Genomic DNA, 21002 nt, shown 5'->3' with positions numbered 1-21002 from the left:
GCTCAATTCACCAATCGGTGATACTTCCTGGTTTTGGGAGAGTAGCCATACTCCATCGCGTGGCCGCCGTTTCCGCCGCGAAAATTCACGGAAATAATCTCTTCGCCCTGCTGTTGAACGTTCATATAGACCGGCGTCATCAACATGCCTGCATTGCAGTCATCGTCGTCGAACCGGATGCTCTGGACGGCTCTCTTTGTCTTCTTGCTGATGACCTGCAGTGTGGTCATGCAGATGCCGGCGTCGGTTTTGGTGAAGATGCCAGCAAATCTATGGGCCGCGGTCTGCGCCCAAAAGGAAATCTCGACGATTCCATTGATCTTACCCTCGGCCGTATCGTCGAGGCCCGCAACCTGCTTGAGCACGACCGGGAACTTCTCCGCTCCCTTGACCCAGCCCCCCGTCGCGCCACTTTCGCTGATGTCGAGCGAAAGCGGGCATCCCGTGGTATCGATGGGCGTCTTTGATCCCACCACCAACACTCGATCCAATTCCTTGTCGTCCGCGATCTCACAAAGCGTGAGTTTGGTTCCTTCAGCTTTCCCGTAGAGCGCGATGGGGCTCTGCTTGGCGTCATAAAAGTAGCTTCCCTCGACCGTGATCCCGCTGCCGAAGCCGTCATATCTTTGGAGGGACAGATGAACCGGCCTCGATCCGATGGAGCCTTCGAAATTCTTTACCTGATACCAGCCCGCCGCAGCTTGTCCGGTCAGCAGCAACAGCCAGCAAACCATCGATACGAAGAGTCGCTCCATTTGGTCCCCCAGCGAAGACGGTTCACCATAGCGGCCCTTTCGCCGGGTGTCTGCATGCTGCTGGAAACGGTTCTCGGTTTGAGTCCAGAAATGCCTCTAATCTTTTGTTTTACCGCTTCAAATTGACCACGATGACGCCGCCGAGCGCCAGCGCGCCACCGAGGATGCCGAGCAGGGTCGGCACTTCGCCTAGCCAGAAGAAGCCGATCAAGGCGGACACCGGCGAGACTAAATAGAGGAAGTTCGAAGCGCGCGCCGCCGGGAGACGCGACAGCGCGGTTGCCCAAGCGGCATAGGCGATCAGGCTGGGCACGATGCCGAGAAAGATCACGGCGCCGAGGCCGGCTGTGTTGGCGACCGCTGCCTGTGCAAAGCCGCTTGGCAGAAAGGGTGACAGGCAAAGTGCGCCAAGGATCATATTCGAGGCTGAGATGGTCAGTGGATGATGGCGGGCAAACAGCGGCTTCTGGACGATCGTGTTGACGGCCGAGCATAGCGCGGAGCCAAGAACCAACAGCGCGCCGGCATTGAAGTGCAGGCCATTGCCGTCGGCCACGGCGATGATGCCGATGCCGGCGAAAGAAATGGCCGTGCCAAACCAGGCCCACCCTGAGAAGCGCTCGCCGAGCAATGCCATAGCCATAATGGCGGTGAAGATCGGGCTGACATTGATGATGAAGCCGGCGGCCCCGGCCGAGACGGTCAACTCGCCGAAATTGAGCATGACGGTGTAGAGCGCGACGAAAATGGCGCCGCCAAAGGCGAGGCGCCACAATTCATCGAGCCTGGGCAATGCCGGACGCTTGGCGGCAAGGAAAATCGCTGCCGGCACGGCAGCGATGGCAAAGCGTAGCGCACCGAGTTCCAGGGGGCCGAAGGCGGCGAGGCCGGCACGGATCGCCGGAAAGGCCGACGCCCAGCCCACCACCGTGAGCGCGACCGCGATCGCTGCCGTGGTGTCCATCCGCTGTGTCTGATTCGACGTTCCCGTGATCGCGCTCATCTTGCTGTCCTCGTGTTTTCCGCCCTTGAATGCAGAAAACGTCTTTTCGGCGCCGTTGACAAACGACCAAATCGAGGATCAGCTGTGACTATGGATCACAGCTCAGAGACAATGGTGCCGCTGGAAACCCTGCGCGCCTTCGACGCGGCGGCGCGGACCGGCAGTTTTTCTGCGGCGGCCGAAAAGCTCAACATCACCCATGGCGCCGTCAGCCGGCAGATCGCCAAGCTGGAGGACTGGCTCGGGTTGAAAGTGTTCGATCGCGGCGCGCGCGGCGTGACGCTGACGATCGAAGGCAACCGGCTGCATCTGCGCACATCGGAGGCTTTCGCGCTGATATCGAGCCATTCCGACCGCTGGGTTGAGCCACGCGGCACGGCGGTGGTGCGGCTGACCTCTATCCCCTCGGTGAGCGGACTGTGGCTGATGCCGCGCATGGCGGCGCTGGAAAACAATCCCACCAAGCTGCGCATCGTGCTCGATGTCGACATCCGCCAGGCCGACCTTGCCGATGAAGGCATCGATCTGTCGATCCGCTGCGGCCGTGGCGGCATTCCGGGCCGTGTTTCGGTGCAGCTGTTCGAAGAGCATGTCTTCCCGGTCGCTTCGCCCGAGCTGGCACGCGAAATCGGGCGGGGCGACCCGGCCAGGCTGCTCAAATTTCCGCTGATCAACGATTCCGACGCCTCCGCCTGGCGTGCCTGGTTCGCCGCGCAAGGCATGGACTACCGGCCACGCCCACAGGACCGGCGATTCGAGGATTACAATCTGGTGCTGGATGCCGCAGCCTATGGGCTCGGCATCGCATTGGCGCGTCCGCCGCTGACCGGGCATCAGCTGCAGTCGGGCCGCATCACCGCGGTCGACGAGCGCACCGCGCTCAGTCCGGTGTCCTATTGGCTCGACCGGCCGCTGGGACGGCCACGCACGGCCGCCGCCGACCTTGCCCGCCGCATCGCGCAGCAGGCCGGATTGGCGCCGGACAAGATCGAGGCGTTTATCGAAGCCGAGCGATAGGTCTCCTGCCCCCGCCCAAGATCAGTCGATTCACAGACTCAACGAAGCAGCAGCAGAACGAAGCCAACGGTCAAGATTCCCAATAAACCCAGCGTTATCGAAACAAAGCCGATCTTCATCAAAAGACGTTCGGGATTCGGCGCCGCACCGTAGGATTGATTGGCGGGCCTATGCCGTCCCGCCGGCATTGCCAGGGCGGCGTTTTGCGGAACCGGAGCCTGCGGCGGGATAAACGACAGCAAGGACACACCCGCGGGCCTGGCCGGCGCGTTGTCATTGGCCGTCGCCGAAGGCGGCATGGCGCCGCGCTGCGTTTCGGCCTCGGGCGGGGCAGCTCTCCTCGCCACGAACGTTGCCAGCACCGCCTCGTCCCGCGTGTCGAGCTGGGCCTGATAGGCTTCGACGATGCCCGCCGAAGCTATCTGCTGCGATTTGACGGCCATTGGTGCGGCAGGCATCGCCATCAAGGCGGGCGCCGTCCTTTGGGCGAACAGAGAGGGCGCGGCGGGCTGGACCAGTTCCCTGACCAGCGCCGTCCTGACCGGATCGGCTTTCGCCAACGGCACGGGGTGCGGCGTCATCGCCTCCTTGAGCAGGGAAGCCAGGCGGGCGGAAGAAATATCCATCGTGCCCCCGATAAAAGCGCTTTTCATACCTGTCGTAGTGCCTCAGCATTGTCCGAGGCTTGTCGCATGCTTGACCTGGCCGGCGATTTGTGGCGATGAAATCAGCATGAACCTCGGCACCACCGCATGATGAACCGTTTCGAAGGCCCGGGCGGCAAGGAAGCCCGCATCCGCTATCTCGATGGCGATTTCCAGGTCACCAGCCCCGGCTCGTTCGTGCGCTGCGCGGTGACCGGGGAAAACATCCCCCTGGACGAGCTGAAATACTGGAGCGTCGCCAGGCAGGAGCCTTACGCCAACGCCACCGCCTCGCTGCGCCGCGAAATCGAAATGCATCCGGAGCTGCGCAAGCGTAGCTAGAACGGTTCATCGTTTCACGGAAACGCCGAACCGTTCCAGCTCTTTGTTTTGACGCAATTCCCAAGGGAAAGCGCTACACGCTTTTCCCGGGAAAACCGCTTCACACTTTTCCTGGAATTGCTCTAGCCTCTCAGCTTGCGCTGCCGCCAGGCATCCAGCGTCTCGTCGATGATTCGCTCGGGAACATGGTCGAGCTCGAAAACCGTGTCGATTTCCAGCACCTCGAACCTGTCGAGAAAGTCCTGCGAGGCGCCATGGCGCAGCCGGGCAGCGTCCTTGGCCGTGGTGATGAGGCCAAGGCCTTCGGCGCGCGCCGTCGCCGCCAGTTCGGCGAGATCGTCCTCAGCGTAGAAATGATGGTCCGGAAAGGGCTTTGAGAGAACCACCTCGCCGCCGGCCGCCCTCACCGTGTCGAAGAATTTGTCGGGATGGCCGATGCCGGCAAAGGCCAGGAACCGCTTGCCGGCAAGCCCTGTCTTGCTGCTGGGCTCCGTATGCGCCTCGAAGATCGGCCGACCGGCGCGCGCCGCCTGGCGCACCACGGCGTCGGCGGCGGTGCCCTCGCCCATCTTCAACAGCCCGCTGGTGAAGACCAACTGGTCGACGATCTTGGCCCTTAGCGGGCCGCCCGGAATGACGCGACCATTGCCGATGCCGTAGCGGGCGTCGACCACGATCAGCGCGTAGTCGATGTGGATGCGCGCGCTCTGAAAGCCGTCATCCATGATCAGGAAATCGCAGCCGTGCTTTTCGATGAGCAGCCGGGCGCCGGCAGCGCGGTTCGGCGTCACCGCTACCGGCGCGTGTTCGGCCAAAAGCAGCGGTTCGTCGCCGACATGTTTGGCGGCATCGTGATGGGCATCGACGACATGCGGCTCGGCGAAGGAGCCGCCATGGCCGCGCGACAGGAAACCGGGCTTCAGCTGCATGCCCTTGGCCTGTTCGGCGAGCGCGATGGCGACCGGCGTCTTGCCGGTGCCGCCGACGGTGAAATTGCCGACGCACAGAACCGGCGCCTCGATCTTCTCGCGCCGTGCCCGCCGCATGCCGCGGCCGGCGACAAGCGCATAGACGGCCGATAGCGGCGACAGCGCCAGGACTTTCCAGTCCGGCTCTTCCCACCAGAATGGTGGTGCTTCGGAGGCCACGCTAGCGCCCGTTGGCGCCCTTCAGGCGCGACTTGACGACCAGCGGCTGGATATAGGGTTCGAGCGATTTCAGCGTGCGCGCCAGCGCGCCGCGCATCTCATCGACGGTCGCGATCCCCGCCGCCATCATCTCATGCCGCGCGACTTCGTTGGTCAGCAGGAAATTGACGGCACCGGCCAGCATGTCGCGATCGCGCACCAGCTTGGCGCCACCGCTGTCGATCAGGCGCTGATAGGCCTCGCGGAAATTCTGCACATTGCGGCCGGCAAGGACCGCGGTGTCGAGCATGGCCGGCTCGAGCGGGTTCTGCCCGCCCTCGGAGGTCAGCGAGCGGCCGACAAAAGCGATTTCGGTCAGTCGGAGATAGAGCCCCATCTCGCCGATCGTGTCGCCGAGCAGGATATCGGTGTCGGGCCCGATGCGGTCGCCCTTGCTGCGCCGCGCGACCTTCAGCCCCATGCCGGAAATCTGCGCGGCAAGCGCCTCGGCACGATCGGGATGGCGCGGAACGACGATCGTCAGCAGGCCGTGGTGACGCTTGTGCAGCGTCGCATGGACTTCCGCCGCGACCACTTCCTCGCCATCATGAGTCGAGATCGCCGCCCAGGTCGGGCGGCCGCCGATCTGCCGCTGCAAGGTGGCCAGTACCCGTTCGTCGACCGGCGGTGGGTTGGTGTCGACCTTGAGATTGCCCGACACGGTGACCGGCCGGGCACCAAGCGCGCGAAAACGCTCGCCGTCGACGTCGGACTGGGCAACGACATGGGCCAGGTTCTCGAACAGCGCTTCGGCGATGTTGGCGCGCTTCTTCCACGAAGAGTACGAGCGATCGGAAAGCCTGCCATTGACCAGCACCTGCGGCACATGGCGCGCGCCAAGCTCGAGGATGGTCATCGGCCATATCTCGGATTCGGCGATGATCGCCAGATCCGGCCGCCAGTGGTCGAGGAACCGGCTGACCGCCGGCTTCAGGTCGAGCGGCACATATTGGTGGATGATGCGGTCACCGAGCCGCTCATCGGCAACCTGGGCCGATGTCACCGTGCCTGTGGTCAGCACGATGTTGACGCCATAGTCGAGAATGCTCTCGACCAGCGGCACGACGGCAATGGTCTCGCCAACGCTTGCGGCATGGATCCAGATGACAGGCCCTTCGGGGCGCGGCCGGCCGGCGACGCCGTAGCGCTCGCGACGGCGGTTGCGGTCCTCCTTGCCGCGCGAGGTGCGCCAGGCGACATAGGGCCCGACCAGCGGATAGGCCGCGGCACCGGCGAAACGGTATGCCGTCAGCATGGTGCGCGCCCAGCGACCGCTCATCGCCGGCCATCCACGAGACGGTAGGCCTCGGCGGTCGCGGCATTGAGCGCGGTGGTGACTTCCTGGCGCTTGCGCTCCATTTCGGCGTCGTCGGCGTCCGCCGCGACAAAGATCGGCACGCCGATGGTCACGGCGGAACGGCCGAACGGCAGGTTGATGGTGGTCTTGTCCCAACTCTTTTCCAGCACCTTGCGGCGGGAGGTGGCGATGGCGACCGGCAGCAGCGGCCGGCCCGAGAGGCGCGCTAGGAGAACGATACCGAGCCCTGCGTCGCGCGGGGTGCCGTGCGGAATGTCTGCGATCATGGCGACGTTCTTGCCTGCGGTGAGCGACTTTTTGAGGGCGATGAGGGCCTTGGCCCCACCCTTGTCGAGATGCCTGGCATTGTCACGCCCGCCCGAACCGCGCACCGCCTCGATACCGAATTTCTCCAGCATCAGCGCATTGAGTTCGGCATCGGCGCTGCGCGACACCATGGCGACCAGCGGTTTGCGCTTGGGATAATAGGCCGGCGTCAAAAGATGCTGGCCGTGCCACAAAGCGATGATGCCGGGCTCGAATTCGGCATAGGCGCCGCCCGAAAAGCGTGCCGATCCGGCGACCAAAGGGCTGGTCAGGCGAACCAGCCGCACGAACTGCGCCAGCAGGCTGGCAATGGCGTTCTTGACGAATCGCGACTGCGCCAGCGGTTCGCGCACCTTGCGCCAGAACGCCTTGGTCGCGCGGCTGCCGCCCCTGCCGGTGGGCGTTGCCTCGCTCGCTGGCCCTTTCGCCAGGTCATGCTCCATCGAGGTCAACCGACAGCCTTGTTGTCGGGGTCGAGCAGACGGTGCAGATGAACGACGAAATAACGCATATGGGCATTGTCCACGCTGGCTTGCGCCTTGGCTTTCCACGCCGTGTGCGCGGATTGATAGTCAGGATAGATGCCGACAATGTCGAGCCCGTCGAGATCGCGGAACTCGGTGCCGCCAAGCTTCTTCAGTTCGCCGCCGAACACCAGATGCAAAAGCTGTTTCTTCCCGTCTTCCGCGGTCATGTCGGTCCTTCACATATTGTGAGTTTGTGACAGGTCTAGACCAAAGCCGCCGACTTTGGAACCTGCGAATGTGCTTTCACGCATCCAGCCCGGCGATGACATCGACGAGCACAGCCAGCAATTCACCGCTGCCGGCGGCGAGCGCGCCGTGGCGGGTGACTTCACCGGCATAGAGCGGCGCGCGGCCATGCGGGTCGAGCAACCGGCCGCCGGCCTCGCCCAGGATGAGATCGGCGGCGGCGATGTCCCAATCATGCGCGTTCGGCTTGACGAAGGTGGCGTCGAGCGTGCCATTGGCGATCATCGCCAGGCGGTAGGCAAGCGAGGGGCTGTAGGGTGCCCGCGTCAGCCGCTTCTGCCAGCCGGCCGGCACCAGGTCGATCAACTGCTTCAACCCGGAAATCTCGGCCTTGTCGCCAAGCGTGCGCACCGCGATGCGCTTGCCGTTGCGGAAGGCGCCTTGGCCAGGCAGCGCCCAGTAGGTCTCGTCCATTGCCGGGCATTCGAGCACGCCGGCAAGCGTGCGGCCCTGTTCGACGACAGCGACGCTGACGCACCAGGTGCGCTGGCCCTCGAGGAAGCCGCGCGTGCCGTCGATCGGATCGACGACGAAGGTGCGGCGCGCCGAAAGCCGCACCGGGTCATCGACCGTCTCTTCCGACAGCCAGCCATAGTCGGGCCGTGCCGCCAGCAGCGTGCGACGCAGATAGGCGTCGGCCGCATGATCGGCTTCGCTGACCGGCGAGGTGCCTCCCTTCATCCAAACCTGCGGGCTGTTGCCGAAGTAGCGCATGGCGATGAGACCAGCCTCGCGGGCGGCGTCGCGCAGCAGCGGCAGATCCCCGATGGCGCCCGAGGAGGCACCGGCAGCGGTCAACTCATGCTCCGGCAAGGGTCATGCCTTCGATCAGCAGAGTTGGCGCGGCCGTGCCGAAATTGCGGTCGAGGTCGTTGGCCGGCACCATGTTGAGGAACATGGTCTTCAGGTTCGAGGCGATGGTGACCTCGGCGACCGGATAGGCCAGTTCGCCATTCTCGATCCAGAAGCCGGAGGCGCCGCGGCTGTATTCGCCGGTCACCATGTCGACGCCCTGGCCGAACACTTCGGTGACGTAGAAGCCGGTCTTGAGCGATTTGATCAAGTCGCCGGGCGAGCGTTCGCCCGGCTCGATGGCGAGATTGGTGGAGGACGGTGAAACGGAAGAGCCGCTGCGCGATCCGCGCCCGTTGGTGATCAATCCCAGTTCGCGCGCGGCCGAGGTCGACAGGAACCAGTGGTTGAGCACGCCCTTTTCGACCATGAGAAGCCTCTCGCCCTCGACGCCCTCGCCATCGAACGGACGCGAGGCCTGGCCACGCGGCCTGAGCGGCTCGTCGGTGACCGTAATGGCGGATGCGGCCACCTGCTTGCCCATCATGTCGCGCAGGAACGAGGTCTTGCGCGCGACGGAGGCGCCGTTGATGGCACCGGCAATGTGGCCGGCGATGCCGCGCGCCACGCGCGGGTCGAACACCACGTCGACCGGCCCAGTCGCCGCCTTGCGCGCGCCGAGGCGGCGCACGGCGCGTTCGCCAGCCTTGCGGCCGATGTCATCAGGCGCGTCGAGATCGGCGAAATGCTGGCGCGAGGAGAATTCATAGTCGCGCTCCATGCCGGTGCCCTCGCCGGCAATGACACTGGCCGAACGCGAGAAACGCGAGCCGACATAGTGGCCGAGGAAGCCGTGCGAAGTGGCCAGCACCATGCCGCCAAGGCCAGCACCGGCACTGGCGCCGGCCGAATTGGTCACGCCCTTGACGGCAAGGGCGGCCGCTTCCGCCGCAAGGGCGGCTTCCTTCAGCTGATCGGCGGAGACTTCGGTGGCGTCGAACAGGTCGAGATCGCGCGTTCGTTTCGCCAGCAGCGCCGGATCGGCGAGACCCTGATAGGGATCCTCGGGCGAGACTTTCGCCATCGCAACGGCGCGCTCGGCAAGCGAGCGCGGGTCGGACGCGGCGGTGGCCGAGACGCTCGCCACGCGCTGGCCGACGAAGACGCGCAACGAAACATCCTCTGCCTCGGACGATTCGGTGGCCTCGACCTTGCCGAGCCGCACGGACACGCCCGTCGAACGGCCGCGCACGGCGACCGCATCGGCGGCATCGGCGCCTGCCTTTTTGGCAGCCTCGACCAGCGCCGCGACGCGGTCGGTCAGTTTTTTAGCGTCTGATGTGTCGGCCATGCCTGTGATCCTGCTCGTCGCGGCCAGCTTGCGGCCGCGCCCACCCATCTATTGTCCCGATCCGGCTTGTGCAATGGCGAAGGCCGGAATCAGTAGCGTGATTGCCTGTGGCTCAAGACCGGCAAAAGAAGGGCGGCGCGAGCGTTTTGGTTGTCTCAGGACGCGGCCACAGGCGTCCAGATGACATCCTCGATCCTTTGCGCTCCGGTCGACAGCATCGCCAAGCGGTCGAAGCCGAGCGCGATGCCGCTGGCCTGCGGCATGATGGCTAGGGCGGCGAGGAAATCCTCGTCCAGCGGATAACGCTCGCCATAGATGCGCTCTTTCTCGTCCATCTCGAGGATGAAGCGCCGGCGCTGCTCCTCGGCATCGGTCAGTTCGCCAAAGCCGTTGGCGAGCTCGACGCCGCAACAATAGAGCTCGAAACGCTCGGCGACACGTGAATCCCTGGGGCTTGGCCGGGCAAGTGCCGCCTCGGCCACCGGATATTCGCACAGGATGGTCGCGCGGCCGATGCCGAGATTGGGTTCGATCTTTTCCACCATCACCCGGCTGAACAGGTCGGCCCAGCTGTCGTCGGGCGCCGTGCGCAGGCCGGCCTTCGTCAAGGCGGCGTAGAGCGCGTCCCGATCCGTGCCGCCATCGGTGGCGACCGTGGCCAGGAGGTCGATGCCGGCATGGCGCGAGAAAGCGTCAGCCACTGTCAGCTGCTCCGGCTCACTGAGCGGATCGCAGCCGCGGCCCCGGAAGGAAAAGCGCGGCGCCCCTGCCCTCGTCGCGGCCAGCGCCAGCAGATCGGCGCAATCGCGCATCAGGCTCTCATAGGCCTCGCCCACCCGGTACCATTCGAGCATGGTGAATTCGGGTTGGTGCAAGGGACCGCGCTCGCGGTTGCGCCAGACCGGACCAAGACTGAAAATGCGCTGTTCACCGGCCGCGAGCAGCTTCTTGCAGGCGAATTCCGGTGAAGTGTGGAGATAAAGCGGCGAACGCGCGCCATCCGGCCCGACCGCCTCCGTGGCGAAGGCCGCCAGATGCGCCTCATTGCCGGGCGAGACCTGCAGCGCCGCCGTTTCCACCTCGATGAAATCGCGGCCAGCGAACCAGTCGCGCAAGGCCGCGGTCAGGCTATTGCGCAGCATCAGCCGCGGGCGGCGGTCGGCATGGACATGCGGCGTCCACCAGGGCGAAGCGGCGGTCATGAGCGATTTGAAGGCGTGCTGGCGCGCCTTAGGGGCTGGCGGTTCGCGCCAAGATGCGCTACCAGCGCCGCACAAGCCGGCAAACGCCCGCCAACTCTCGCAGGATTTAAAACCGTGGTGAAAGTCATCGCCAGTTCGCTCCGCAAAGGCAATGTCGTCGACAAGGACGGCAAGCTTTATGTGATCCTCTTTGCCGAAAACATCCACCCAGGCAAGGGCACACCCGTGACGCAGCTCGACATGCGCCGCATCGGCGACGGGGTGAAGGTGTCGGAGCGCTACCGCACCACAGAGCAGGTTGAGCGCGCCTATGTCGAGGAGCGCGAGCACACCTTCCTCTACGCCGATGGTGAAGGCTATCACTTCATGAACCCGGAAACCTACGATCAGGTGGCGGTGAGCGAAGCCGTGGTCGGCGACGCAGCCCCCTATCTGCAGGAAGGCATGCCGGTGCAGGTCTCGCAGTTCAACGGCATCGCGATCTCCCTAGTCCTGCCGCAGCGCGCCACTTTCGAAGTGGTCGAGACCGAACCGACGACCAAGGGCCAGACGGCCTCGTCCTCCTACAAGCCCGCCGTGCTCTCCAACGGCGTGCGCACCGCCGTGCCACCCCACATCGCGCCCGGCACCCGCGTGGTGGTGATGACGGCCGATGGGTCTTATGTGGAGCGGGCGAAGGACTGAGGGGCCCTAAAGTCTGCCAATCCCAAGGCGAAGGGCGTCGCCTTACTGCTTGAAGCAGTGCTCGCGATGCCATTGCAAGAAATGAGGGTGCGGGCGTTCGAGCTGTCGGCGAGGCGGAAGCGCGCGGCGGGTCTTGTTTATGAACCCTTGCACGCTTTCGAGGGCGTTGACCTGCCGCGAAATCAGGATTTCGAGATCGTCGGAGAGGCTGATCAATCCGCGATCGAACATCCAATGCGCGGTCCCTGATAGTGCGAGCCCGTTGTTGACGACATCGGGCCCGTTCGCTTCGACGGGCCGAATATGTGCCGCGGCAACTTCTGCCCGACCACCGCCATTTATCAACTTCAGTCCCGTGATTGCGCAGCGCTCATCATAGGCGCGCAAGACGATGCGGCGGAAAATGCGGTCCCGCACGATTCGCGATCCGATGTAACTTATGCGGTCGCGGCTGTGCTCGAACTGGAATGGCGCCTCTTCATCCTGAAATCCGGATGAAATGCCGATTTCATCGACGCGTGGCAGCAACGGCTCACGGGCGTCAAGGCCCAGATCGAGAATGCGGTTGAAGTCGCTCGGGCTGATCGGTCGTACGGCCGATTGAGCGCGGCCGGAAATCCGTCCCTGGTCGTTAAGCAAACCTCGCTCAACGAGCCCGTCCATCCCATTGAATGGAACGGGATTGGCTAAATCGAGGTACGACCCCGGCTCAATCAAAGCGAGATACATACCAGGCGCGACAGGGTCAGGGATAACTTCCTGGACTTTGGCCAGAGCGAAATAGCCACGGGTATCGTCTACTTTGCTAGGTTCATAGTAGATGATCCAATCGCCAATGCATGCTTCCACACGGCGCAGATACTGGCTGGGGAACTGATATCGCTCAGCGGGGCTGTCATCGTAGATCGAATCTGAGCGGTGGATGAAGACCCCGAATCCCATGATCTTCCTGTAGCTTTGGAAATATCCGCTGAGATGTAGCACCAAAATTCGACTTTGGTGCCTAGCTTAGGCCAGAGAAACCCCTTCTCCGACAAACCACCCGGATTTTTCAGGGCCTGTAGCAAAAGGCTCATCCGGTTCGTCCTTTGAGCGAAGAGGAGAACGCCATGAGAAAACTCATCGTCACCGAATTCATCAGCGTCGATGGTGTTGCCGAGGTCGAGAAATTACCCGGCGTGACCTGGAACGACGAGATGAACAGGTTCAAGGAAGATGAACTTGCCGACAGCGGCGCCATGCTTCTGGGACGCAAGACCTATGAGATTTTTGCCGGCTCATGGCCCAAGGAAACCGGAGATTTTGCCGACCGGTTCAACGCGCTGCCGAAATACGTTGCATCGACGAGTTTCAAGGCGCTCGACTGGAAACCGGCCGAACTCCTCAAGGGTGCGTTGTCGGATGCGGTGAGGACGCTGAAGCAAGGCAGCGGCGGCAACATCTATGTGCATGGCAGCCTCAGCGTCGCACAGGAATTGCTGCGCCACGGGCTGGTCGACCGCGTCAGGCTGCTCAGCTATCCCGGCGCCGTCGGCCAGGGCAAGCCGCTGTTCCCACCGGGCGAACAAGTACCGCTCGAGCTGATTTCGGCCACGCCGTTCAGCAACGGCGTTGTTGCGCTGGAGTATGCGCCAGCGAAGTCTTAGCCGACCTCACCACTCAACCGGCCTTCTTCCCTCGCCTCCCCTTGCTGGCAGCGCCATCCCGCGCCTCCACCACTCTCGCCACTTCCCGCTTCAGCTGATCCTTGATATCAGCCGTCTCGTTCATCAGCGCATCAATCTTCAGGAAATCGAGGACGCGGTATTTTGACACCGCCGGGCGGACCAATATGTCGGGGCGGCATTGTTTCAGCTTGTTGGCGATGATCGACTGCATCATCAGCTGCGTGGCGCCGAACATCAGGTCGACGGAGGTGGGATGCTTGCGGTCGGCCTCTTCCGGCGCGCCGACGACGTCAACGCCGATGATGATGTCGGCGTCGTTCTCTATGAGATCGAACGGCACGGGGTTGTAGATGCCGCCATCGATCAGCAGCCTGCCGTCGCGCGTCACCGGGCGGAAGACGGCTGGAATGGCAGCCGAGGCGGCAAGCGCTGAGTGCAGGTCGCCTTCGTCGAACACGGCGAGCTTGTGGCCGAAATAGTCGGTTGCCGTCACCTTCAGCGGGATTTTCAGTTCGGCGAAGGTTTCGGGAATGGCCTCGGGCAAAAACGCCTTGAGGATGCGCTCGACATTGAACTGGCTGACGCGGATGCCGTTCTGCATGGCTTCGGCGATGGTGCCCGGCCGGGCGCGCCACATGCGGCTCGCCACTTCGGCGCGGCGGCCGAGGATCGAGCGGGCATAGTCGTGGATGTCCCTGCCGGTCATGCCGGCGGCCATGCCGGCGCCCATAATGGCGCCTATCGACGAGCCGGCGATCGCAACCGGCTTTATGCCGAGTTCGTCCAGCGCCTCGATGACATGGATATGCGCCAAACCGCGCGCACCGCCGCCGCCGAAAGCTATGCCGAAGGTCGGGCTCATCCCTTGCCGGCTCCGGCCAGCGGCGGCCCGACCACCATGATGGTCGGCTCGGCGGTCAGCAGCTTTTTCGCCGCCGCCTTGACCTGGTCGAGCGTCACCGCGTTGATGTAACCGGCGCGGCGCTGCATGTAGTCTATGCCGAGATCGTCAAGCTGCAATTCGACCAGCGTCGCGGCGATGGAACTCGAAGAGTCCAAATTGCTTATGGCATAGGCGCCGATCAGGTATTTCTTGGTTGCCGCGAGCTCAGCCTCGGTCGGGCCATCCTCAGCCAACTGCCTGGCGACGTCGCGGACAATGCCGAGTGTCTCGGCCACGCGGTCGGAACGCGTGCCGGTGGTGACGATCAGCGCGTCGGCATGGTCCTGGTTGACCAGCGAGGAGTTGACGCCATAGGCCAGCCCGCGCTTTTCGCGCACCTCCTGGTAAAGGCGCGAGGTAAAGGTGCCGCCGCCAAGGATCTCGTTCATCAGCACGGCCGGAAAGAAATCCGCCGACTTGCGTTTCACGCCCGGCCAGGCGAGTTGCAGCGAAGTCTGCGGCAGGTCGTAATTGACCTCGAGGCGTTGTGCGAGCTTCGGCTCGACATCGGCGACCGGGGTGAGCGCCTGTTTCTGCGGCAGGTCGCCGAACACCATCTCCAGCTTTTTCTTCAGGGTCTCGGCGTCGATGGCGCCGACCACGGCGACATGCAGGCCGCCGCGCGCGAAGACCGCCTTGTGCAGGGTTTTCAGATCGTCCTGCGTGATCGCGGCGATGCTCTGCCTGGAGCCCTGGTCGGAGCGCGAATAGGGGTGGTCGCCATAGATGGCGCGCGCCCATTTGTGCTGCGCCACCGTGTCGGGATCGTTCTCGTTGGCGATGATGCCGGACAGGATCTGGGCGCGGATGCGGTCGATCGGCGCCTGATCGAAGCGCGGCTCGTTGACCGCCAGCCGCAACAGGTCGAACGCCTCGTCGCGCTGTTCGGCCAGCATACGCATGGAGCCATAGACGCCGTCACGGGTCTCCTCGAAACTCATCTCGGCGCCGGCATCGTCGAGCCTGATCTGGAAGGCTTCCGAATCGAGCGGCCCGGCGCCCTCGTCGAACAGGCCGGTCATCAGGTTGGCCAGACCCTCCTTGCCCACCGGATCCTGCGTCGAGCCGCCATCGAAGACGAAGCGGACGGCGACGATCGGGACCGAATAATCCTCGACCAGCCAGGCAGTGATGCCTTTTGGCGAGGTGACCTGCTGGATGTCCATGGCGCGGGCGGCAAGTGCGGGCAGGACCAGGAAGAGGATGGAGAGGAAGAGGGTCGCGAGGGTGGCGCCCACGCGCGGTCTTCCCTTCTCCCCCAAGGGGAGAAGGTCACCCGCTTTCACTGCCTCGCGCATATGCATCGAGTTCATCATCAATTCCCCGCCTGTTGCTGCGGCAAGAGATAGCCGGTCGTCGAGCGGGCGAGCACCAGATAGCGCGCGGCGACGGCCTTGATCTCGTCCGCCGTGACCTTGCGGATGCGGTCAGGCCATTGCTGGACGTCCTGCACATTGCCGCCGGTGGCCAGGGTCGAGCCATAGATTTCGGCCATGGAATCCTGCTTGTCGCGGGCAAAGACCATCGACCTGACATAGCGGTCCTTGGCCTTTTCGAGCTCGTCCGCCGTGACGCCGCCGCTGGCGATGCGCGCCACCTCCGCATCGACCGCGGCCTCAACGTCGGCGAGCTTGGCGTCGCCGCGCGGCGCGCCATAGACGGTGAAATTGGTGTCGTCGAGCATGGTGCCCTGGAAATACGCACCGGCGCTGGAAGCGATGCCTTGCTGGACGACCAGGGCCTGGTAGAGGCGGCTGCGGTTGCCGCCGCCGAGGATTTCGGCCAGGAGGTCAAGCGCTTCGGCCTCGCCCGGCTTGGCGGTGTGGTAGGATGGCACCACCCATTGCGTCGAGAAACTCGGCACACTGACGCGGGCGTCGGAGAGCGTGACGGTGCGTTTGGTGTTCTGTTCCGGCTCGACCGGGCGGATGCGCGGCGGCAGGTCCGGCCCGCGCGCTACCTTGCCATAGGTTTTTTCGGCCAGCGCCTTGACCATGGCGGGTTCGACATCGCCGGCCACGATGAGCACGGCGTTGTTGGGACGGTAGTATTTGTCATAGAAAGCGGTGGCGTCGATGCGGTTCAGCTGTTCCATCTCCTGCATCCAGCCTATCACCGGGATGCGATAGGGCTGGTTTTGCCAGAGCGTGGCATCGACTTCCTCGTCGAGCACCGCCTGCGGATTGTTGTCGATGCGCGAGCGGCGCTCCTCGAGGATGACATCGCGCTCGGTCTTGATGACATCGTCGGTGAGGATGAGGTTGCGCATGCGGTCGGCCTCGAAGCCCATCATCTGCTCGAGCGCCGACGGCGCCACCGTCTCGTGGAAAGCGGTGTAGTCGTAGGAGGTGAAAGCGTTGTTGGAGCCGCCAATGTCGGAGACGGCGCGGTCGAACTCGCCGGCCGCATGATGTGTCGTCGCCTTGAACATCAGATGTTCGAAGAAATGCGCGATGCCGGATTTGCCGGGCGGCTCGTCGGCACTGCCGATCTTGTACCACACCATATGGGTGACGATCGGCGCGCGGTGATCAGGGATGACGACCACCTCCATGCCGTTGTCGAGCAGGAAATCCGTCACCTTGAATTCGGCCGGCTTGGTGTTGGGCGGCACGGCGCTATCTGCCAGCGCGGAGCCGGTGAGCGTGAAGGCCAGCGACGTTGCCAGCAGTGTTCCGTGCAGCCATTCAGCCTGAAATGTCATCAATGGCTCCGGTTTTCTCGGTACGACGATAGGGCAAGGTGCAGGCGACAAGCAAAGTGAATTGTTGTTGCCGGCAAAGGCGGCGGCAAAGAGGCCGCCGCAACGCAGGCGTATCAGGCAGCCTCGATGAAACGGATGATGGTCTCGCCATAGTTGCGCTCATCCAGCACGGCAAAGCCTGGGCCCGGCTCGAAGGGAACCGCCGCGGTCTCCTCGACCACGCACAGCGCGCCGGGCCGCAGCCAGCCGCCGGCCTTCGCCGACTGCAAGGCGCGCTCGCCAAGTCCCTTGCCATAGGGCGGGTCGGCGAAGACGAGACCGAATGGCGCCAGCGTGCCCGCCTCGCCAAGGCCGGTGGCGTCACGGCGAAAAATCTTGGTGCGGCCGGTCAGGCCGAAGGCCTCAACATTGTCGCGGATAAGGCCGCGGCCTTCGGCCGATTCCTCGATGAAGACGCCATAGGACGCGCCGCGCGACAGCGCTTCCAGACCAAGCGCGCCGGTGCCGGCAAACAGGTCCAGCACGCGCGCGCCGTCCAAATGCTCGGCAAAGCGATGCGCCAGCACGTTGAAGACGGCCTCGCGGGTGCGGTCGGTCGTCGGACGGATGGCGCTGCTGCGGGGCGTCGCCAGCGGACGCCCACGAAACTCACCGCCGACGATTCTCATCTTGTGCGGGGACCCTTGGGGCCGCCGCGCGGCCGCTCGCCGCCACCGGCGCCACCCGGACGCTCGCCACGCGGCTTGCCGAACGGCTTCGCGCCGCCCGGTTTGCCAGCGGGCTTGCCATAGGACGGCTTGAACGAGGCCTTGCGCGCCTTGGCGTCCGCCGCCTTGGCGGCGTCAGCTTCCGCCCTGCCCTTGCCGATCGGCCTAGCACCGGGCGCCATCCAGACATTGGCCTTGCGCTGGCCGGGCGGCTCGATCGGCCGCTGCTCGCGCTCGGTTTTCTTGCCGCCAAAACCGCCGCGAGGCTTGTCGCCGAAACCACCACGCGGCTTGTCGCCGAAACTGCCACGGGGTTTGTCGCCAAAGCCGCCGCGTTCGGGCCTCGGGCCGCGTTCGCCAAAGCTCTTTTCCGGCCTCTCGGCTCTGTCGGGACTGGTCGACAACTTGCCGAGTGCCTCATCGCGGCTGCCTTCGCGGCGCTTGCGGTTCTTGATCAGCCCGCCCTCGCCGATCGGCCGGCGCTCGCCGTCGCGTGTGAATTTCGGCCGTTCGGGTTCTGGTTCGCGAACTTCAGTACGCCGCACCGGCTTGTTGGAAAACGGCTTTGTTATCTCGGCGTCGAAATTGGCGCCGGATTCCTCCACCAGGCGCTCGCCCAGCTGGTCGCGCAGCACGCGGCCCTTGATCTCCAGCACATGGCCCTCGGGAAGATCCTCGAGCTGGAACGGGCCGTAGGAGATGCGGATCAGCCGAGTCACGTCGAGGCCGAGCGCACCGAGGATGTTCCTGACCTCACGGTTCTTGCCTTCGCGCAGACCGATCGTCAGCCAGGCATTGGAGCCCTGCTCGCGGTCGAGGCTGGCCTCGATGGCGCCATAGAAGACGCCGTCGACGGCAATGCCTTCACGCAGGCCGGCGAGCGCGCTTTCCTCGACCTTGCCGTGGACGCGCACGCGGTAGCGGCGCAGCCAGCCGGTGGCCGGCAGTTCTAGCACGCGCGATAGGCCGCCATCATTGGTGAGCAGCAGCAGGCCTTCGGTGTTGATGTCGAGCCGGCCAATGGTCATCAGCCGCGGCAATTCGGCCGGCAGCACGTCGAAGACCGTCTTACGGCCCTCGGGATCGCGGTTGGTGGTGACGACGCCGGCCGGCTTGTGGAACAGGAACAGGCGCGTGCGTTCGATCGGCGGGATTTCCATGCCGTCGAGATGGATGATGTCGCCCGGCATGACATTGAAAGCCGGTGAAGTCAGAGCGCGACCGTTGACCTTGACGCGGCCGGCCGCGATCAATTCCTCGGCGTCGCGGCGCGAGGCAAGGCCGGCGCGCGCCAACCGCTTGGCGATGCGCTCGCCGGCCTCTTCCGTGGCCTCGGCGGGCCGTGGGCGCGGCTTGAAGCCGCCGCCCGATGCCGCTTGCGGCCGATCACCGAAGTCACGCTTCGGGCGATCACTGAAGTCGCGCTTGGGACGGTCAGAAAAGTCACGCTTCGGACGATCGCCGAAATCACGCTTGGGACGGTCGAAACGCTTTTCACCACCCTCCGCCGAAGCGGCAGCCGGGCGGTCGCCGCGCGGCGCGTAGGGCTTGCGCGGTCCTTCGCGCTTCTCGTAGGGCTTGCGCTCGCCTTCGGCCGCCATCGGACGGTCGCCGCGCGGCGCGTAGGGCTTGCGCGGTCCTTCGCGCTTCTCATAGGGCTTGCGCTCGCTTTCGGCCGCCATCGGACGGTCGCCGCGCGGCGCGTAGGGCTTGCGTGGCCCTTCGCGCTTTTCATAGGGCTTGCCCGCTGGGCGTGGCCCCTTGCTGAACGGCTTGTCGCCGCCCTTGAAGTCGCGCTTTGGGCGTTCGCCCTCGGCGGCCATCGGCCGATCGCCGCGCGGCGCGTAAGGTTTCTTGGCGCCGAAGGATGGCTTGCCGCCGCCTCGCGGAGCCGCAGGTTTCTTGCCCGGGCCTTTTTGGCGCGGAGATTTCTTGTCGTTGTCGTCCATGTGGCCTTTGTCCGTTTGCGCTGCTACAGCGTGGCGCATCCTTTCGGGCGCGCAACGAACGCTGGTGCACTTTGATTTGGCGCATGATCATTTCCGAAAATCGAGTCCGATTTTCGGGTTGATGCGCTCAATAACAGGATCGCCAGAGTTTGTCAGGGAAAAGTGGAAACCGGTTTTCCCTGAAAAACAGGATCATCAGAGTTTGTCAGCGAAAAGTGGAGACTGGTTTTCCCGAAAAGACAAACGAAAACCAAAAGCCTGGAGTGGCGAGGAGATAATCGGAATGGAAACCGCGTGAGGCGGCCGGATTTCATGGCGCTGGCGCTAAAAGAGGCCGAAGCGGCAGGCTTGCGCGGCGAAGTGCCGGTCGGCGCCGTCATCGCCAGCGGCAGCACGGTCCTTGCAAAAGCCGGCAACCGCACCCGCGAGCTTGCCGATCCGACGGCGCATGCCGAGATGTTGGTGATCCGCGAAGCCTGTGGGAAACTCTCGGCCGAACGGCTCACCGGCCACGATCTCTATGTGACGCTGGAGCCTTGCGCGATGTGTGCCGGCGCCATTTCCTTCGCCAGGTTGCGCCGGCTTTACTTCGGCGCCGCCGACGAAAAGGGCGGTGCGGTCGTCAATGGCGTACGCTTCTTCGCCTCGCCGACTTGCCACCATACGCCCGACATTTATCCGGGCATGGGCGAGACCGAAGCGGCCCTGCTGCTGAAGGATTTTTTCAGGGAACGTCGCGACTGAACCACGCCATGCCGCCCGAACAGGGCGGCGTGGCCGTTCTTACAGGGACGGCAACCAGTCGAACCAGCCGCCCTTCTTGCCTTCCGCCTCTTTCTTCAGGCGGCGTTCCTTCTTGTATTCGTCCTCGCCGAGTTCGTTCTGCGGCGCCGTGTCGGATGCGACACGGTAGGCCAACGGCGGCTCGCTCAGATATCTGCGGGTGTTGGGGTCGCCTTGCTTGCTCGCCGCAAGACGACGCTGAATTTCAGCGGCGCGGCCCTTGTCGGAGTCAGCGGGCGACCACGCTGGCGGGTGGCTGGAGCCTGAGTCCGCCATCGCCTTCTTGATAGAGGCCGGATCGGTCTGCACATCGTCAACGATCTCCGCCTGGTAATTCGGATCGTTCTGGTGCGCGGTGGCGTCGGCGCGCAGCCGAGCGCGGCGCTGCTCGGGCGATTCGGGCCATTCGGCGCTTGCCGTCTCGATGCTTTCCTGCGGTGCAGGCAGCGCATCCTTCTGTCCGGGAGCTGGCTTCACCAAGGTGGGGCGCGGCTTGTAGTCGATCGGGTCCTTGTGTTTGGGCGCGAAGGAAACGGCGCCGGTGAGATCGCCGGCCAGCTGTTCGGCCGCGGTCTTATCGGTTCCGTAGGTCGGAGAGCCCATGCAGCCGGACAATGCGAGGCCCGATGCGACAAGCGGCGCCAGCAGCGCAAGGCGCGCGTTATATCTCTCGGTCATGCCAAAAAGTCCCACTCTAGACAGCCTCTCGATCGCCACCGGTCTTATGACCGATCCCCATCGTCCAAGCACTTGCGACGGAAATCCGGCGACAATTTGTCTTCCGGAGTTTCGCGTGTTTACCTCAACCACTCGTTAAGGGCAACGCACGGGCGGATTTGCACCGCCCGGCGTGGCATTTGTGCACTATTGATCGG

22 protein-coding genes are annotated in these 21002 nt (G+C 64.3%); 5 read left to right on the top strand and 17 right to left on the bottom strand.

The window, feature by feature from the left end:
• Positions 1 to 2: 2 nt before the first annotated feature.
• Positions 3 to 755, bottom strand: coding sequence for a hypothetical protein (locus tag AC04SF_RS30400; protein WP_488480790.1), 753 nt, complete (start codon positions 753 to 755; stop codon positions 3 to 5).
• Positions 756 to 864: 109 nt separating this feature from the next.
• On the bottom strand, positions 865 to 1758 hold the full coding sequence (locus AC04SF_RS30395; protein ID WP_488480789.1) for a DMT family transporter: 894 nt from the start codon (positions 1756 to 1758) through the stop codon (positions 865 to 867).
• A gap of 90 nt (positions 1759 to 1848) precedes the next feature.
• Between AC04SF_RS30395 and AC04SF_RS30390 the strand changes: the two genes are divergently transcribed.
• Positions 1849 to 2775: a LysR substrate-binding domain-containing protein gene (locus AC04SF_RS30390; protein ID WP_096456802.1), complete on the top strand. Its 927-nt coding sequence runs from the start codon at positions 1849 to 1851 to the stop codon at positions 2773 to 2775.
• Positions 2776 to 2813: 38 nt separating this feature from the next.
• On the opposite strand, the gene AC04SF_RS30385 is transcribed toward AC04SF_RS30390, so the two are convergent.
• Positions 2814 to 3341, bottom strand: coding sequence for a hypothetical protein (locus AC04SF_RS30385; protein WP_488480840.1), 528 nt, complete (start codon positions 3339 to 3341; stop codon positions 2814 to 2816).
• A 186-nt stretch (positions 3342 to 3527) separates the two neighbouring features.
• Here AC04SF_RS30385 and AC04SF_RS30380 point away from each other — a divergent pair, with 186 nt between their 5' ends.
• Complete coding sequence (locus AC04SF_RS30380; RefSeq protein ID WP_096456798.1) at positions 3528 to 3761, top strand: DUF2093 domain-containing protein; 234 nt, start codon at positions 3528 to 3530, stop codon at positions 3759 to 3761.
• Between the two features lie 122 nt (positions 3762 to 3883).
• Here AC04SF_RS30380 and lpxK read toward each other — a convergent pair whose 3' ends face one another.
• The 7 genes from lpxK to epmA form a co-directional block, all read right to left on the bottom strand.
• Positions 3884 to 4909, bottom strand: a complete 1026-nt coding sequence (lpxK, locus tag AC04SF_RS30375) for a tetraacyldisaccharide 4'-kinase (protein WP_488480788.1) — start codon at positions 4907 to 4909, stop codon at positions 3884 to 3886.
• A 1-nt stretch (position 4910) separates the two neighbouring features.
• Positions 4911 to 6227, bottom strand: a complete 1317-nt coding sequence (waaA, locus tag AC04SF_RS30370; protein ID WP_488480787.1) for a lipid IV(A) 3-deoxy-D-manno-octulosonic acid transferase — start codon at positions 6225 to 6227, stop codon at positions 4911 to 4913.
• The gene (locus tag AC04SF_RS30365) at positions 6224 to 7015 is read right to left on the bottom strand and encodes a lysophospholipid acyltransferase family protein (RefSeq protein WP_488480786.1); all 792 of its coding nucleotides are present in this window, start codon (positions 7013 to 7015) and stop codon (positions 6224 to 6226) included. Before AC04SF_RS30365 ends, waaA begins: the two co-directional genes overlap by 4 nt.
• A gap of 5 nt (positions 7016 to 7020) precedes the next feature.
• Complete coding sequence (locus tag AC04SF_RS30360) at positions 7021 to 7266, bottom strand: DUF4170 domain-containing protein (RefSeq protein WP_095202347.1); 246 nt, start codon at positions 7264 to 7266, stop codon at positions 7021 to 7023.
• 76 nt (positions 7267 to 7342) lie between these two features.
• Positions 7343 to 8158: a 3'(2'),5'-bisphosphate nucleotidase CysQ gene (locus AC04SF_RS30355; protein ID WP_096456793.1), complete on the bottom strand. Its 816-nt coding sequence runs from the start codon at positions 8156 to 8158 to the stop codon at positions 7343 to 7345.
• Positions 8145 to 9488: a TldD/PmbA family protein gene (locus AC04SF_RS30350; protein WP_096459138.1), complete on the bottom strand. Its 1344-nt coding sequence runs from the start codon at positions 9486 to 9488 to the stop codon at positions 8145 to 8147. Before AC04SF_RS30350 ends, AC04SF_RS30355 begins: the two co-directional genes overlap by 14 nt.
• Positions 9489 to 9643: 155 nt before the next feature.
• A complete protein-coding gene (gene epmA / locus AC04SF_RS30345) occupies positions 9644 to 10690 on the bottom strand; it encodes an EF-P lysine aminoacylase EpmA (RefSeq protein WP_488480785.1) in 1047 nt (348 codons plus the stop codon).
• A 114-nt stretch (positions 10691 to 10804) separates the two neighbouring features.
• Here epmA and efp point away from each other — a divergent pair, with 114 nt between their 5' ends.
• The gene (efp, locus tag AC04SF_RS30340) at positions 10805 to 11374 is read left to right on the top strand and encodes an elongation factor P (RefSeq protein WP_096456789.1); all 570 of its coding nucleotides are present in this window, start codon (positions 10805 to 10807) and stop codon (positions 11372 to 11374) included.
• A gap of 42 nt (positions 11375 to 11416) precedes the next feature.
• Here efp and AC04SF_RS30335 read toward each other — a convergent pair whose 3' ends face one another.
• On the bottom strand, positions 11417 to 12316 hold the full coding sequence (locus AC04SF_RS30335; RefSeq protein WP_488480784.1) for an HNH endonuclease: 900 nt from the start codon (positions 12314 to 12316) through the stop codon (positions 11417 to 11419).
• A gap of 167 nt (positions 12317 to 12483) precedes the next feature.
• Between AC04SF_RS30335 and AC04SF_RS30330 the strand changes: the two genes are divergently transcribed.
• Positions 12484 to 13020: a dihydrofolate reductase family protein gene (locus AC04SF_RS30330; protein ID WP_488480783.1), complete on the top strand. Its 537-nt coding sequence runs from the start codon at positions 12484 to 12486 to the stop codon at positions 13018 to 13020.
• Positions 13021 to 13033: 13 nt separating this feature from the next.
• Here the strand turns inward: AC04SF_RS30330 and AC04SF_RS30325 are convergent, their stop codons facing one another.
• The 5 genes from AC04SF_RS30325 to AC04SF_RS30305 form a co-directional block, all read right to left on the bottom strand.
• Positions 13034 to 13903, bottom strand: coding sequence for a patatin-like phospholipase family protein (locus AC04SF_RS30325; protein ID WP_488480782.1), 870 nt, complete (start codon positions 13901 to 13903; stop codon positions 13034 to 13036).
• Complete coding sequence (locus AC04SF_RS30320; protein ID WP_488480781.1) at positions 13900 to 15222, bottom strand: M16 family metallopeptidase; 1323 nt, start codon at positions 15220 to 15222, stop codon at positions 13900 to 13902. The genes AC04SF_RS30325 and AC04SF_RS30320 overlap by 4 nt, the downstream gene beginning before the upstream one ends.
• 77 nt (positions 15223 to 15299) lie before the next feature.
• Positions 15300 to 16688, bottom strand: coding sequence for a M16 family metallopeptidase (locus tag AC04SF_RS30315; RefSeq protein WP_488480780.1), 1389 nt, complete (start codon positions 16686 to 16688; stop codon positions 15300 to 15302).
• A gap of 113 nt (positions 16689 to 16801) precedes the next feature.
• Positions 16802 to 17356, bottom strand: a complete 555-nt coding sequence (rsmD, locus tag AC04SF_RS30310; protein WP_488480779.1) for a 16S rRNA (guanine(966)-N(2))-methyltransferase RsmD — start codon at positions 17354 to 17356, stop codon at positions 16802 to 16804.
• Positions 17353 to 19344 (bottom strand): pseudouridine synthase, encoded by a 1992-nt coding sequence (locus AC04SF_RS30305; RefSeq protein WP_488480778.1) that lies wholly within the window; start codon positions 19342 to 19344, stop codon positions 17353 to 17355. Before AC04SF_RS30305 ends, rsmD begins: the two co-directional genes overlap by 4 nt.
• A 294-nt stretch (positions 19345 to 19638) precedes the next feature.
• On the opposite strand from AC04SF_RS30305, the gene AC04SF_RS30300 reads away from it, so the two are divergent.
• Positions 19639 to 20088 (top strand): nucleoside deaminase, encoded by a 450-nt coding sequence (locus AC04SF_RS30300; RefSeq protein WP_488480777.1) that lies wholly within the window; start codon positions 19639 to 19641, stop codon positions 20086 to 20088.
• A 39-nt stretch (positions 20089 to 20127) separates the two neighbouring features.
• Here AC04SF_RS30300 and AC04SF_RS30295 read toward each other — a convergent pair whose 3' ends face one another.
• A complete protein-coding gene (locus AC04SF_RS30295; protein WP_488480839.1) occupies positions 20128 to 20805 on the bottom strand; it encodes a hypothetical protein in 678 nt (225 codons plus the stop codon).
• Positions 20806 to 21002: the final 197 nt, after the last annotated feature.

The sequence above is a fragment of the Mesorhizobium sp. CNPSo 4671 genome (assembly GCF_057784245.1).
Note: the sequence above shows the minus strand (reverse complement) of the source record. Positions and strands in the feature narration are given on the sequence as shown.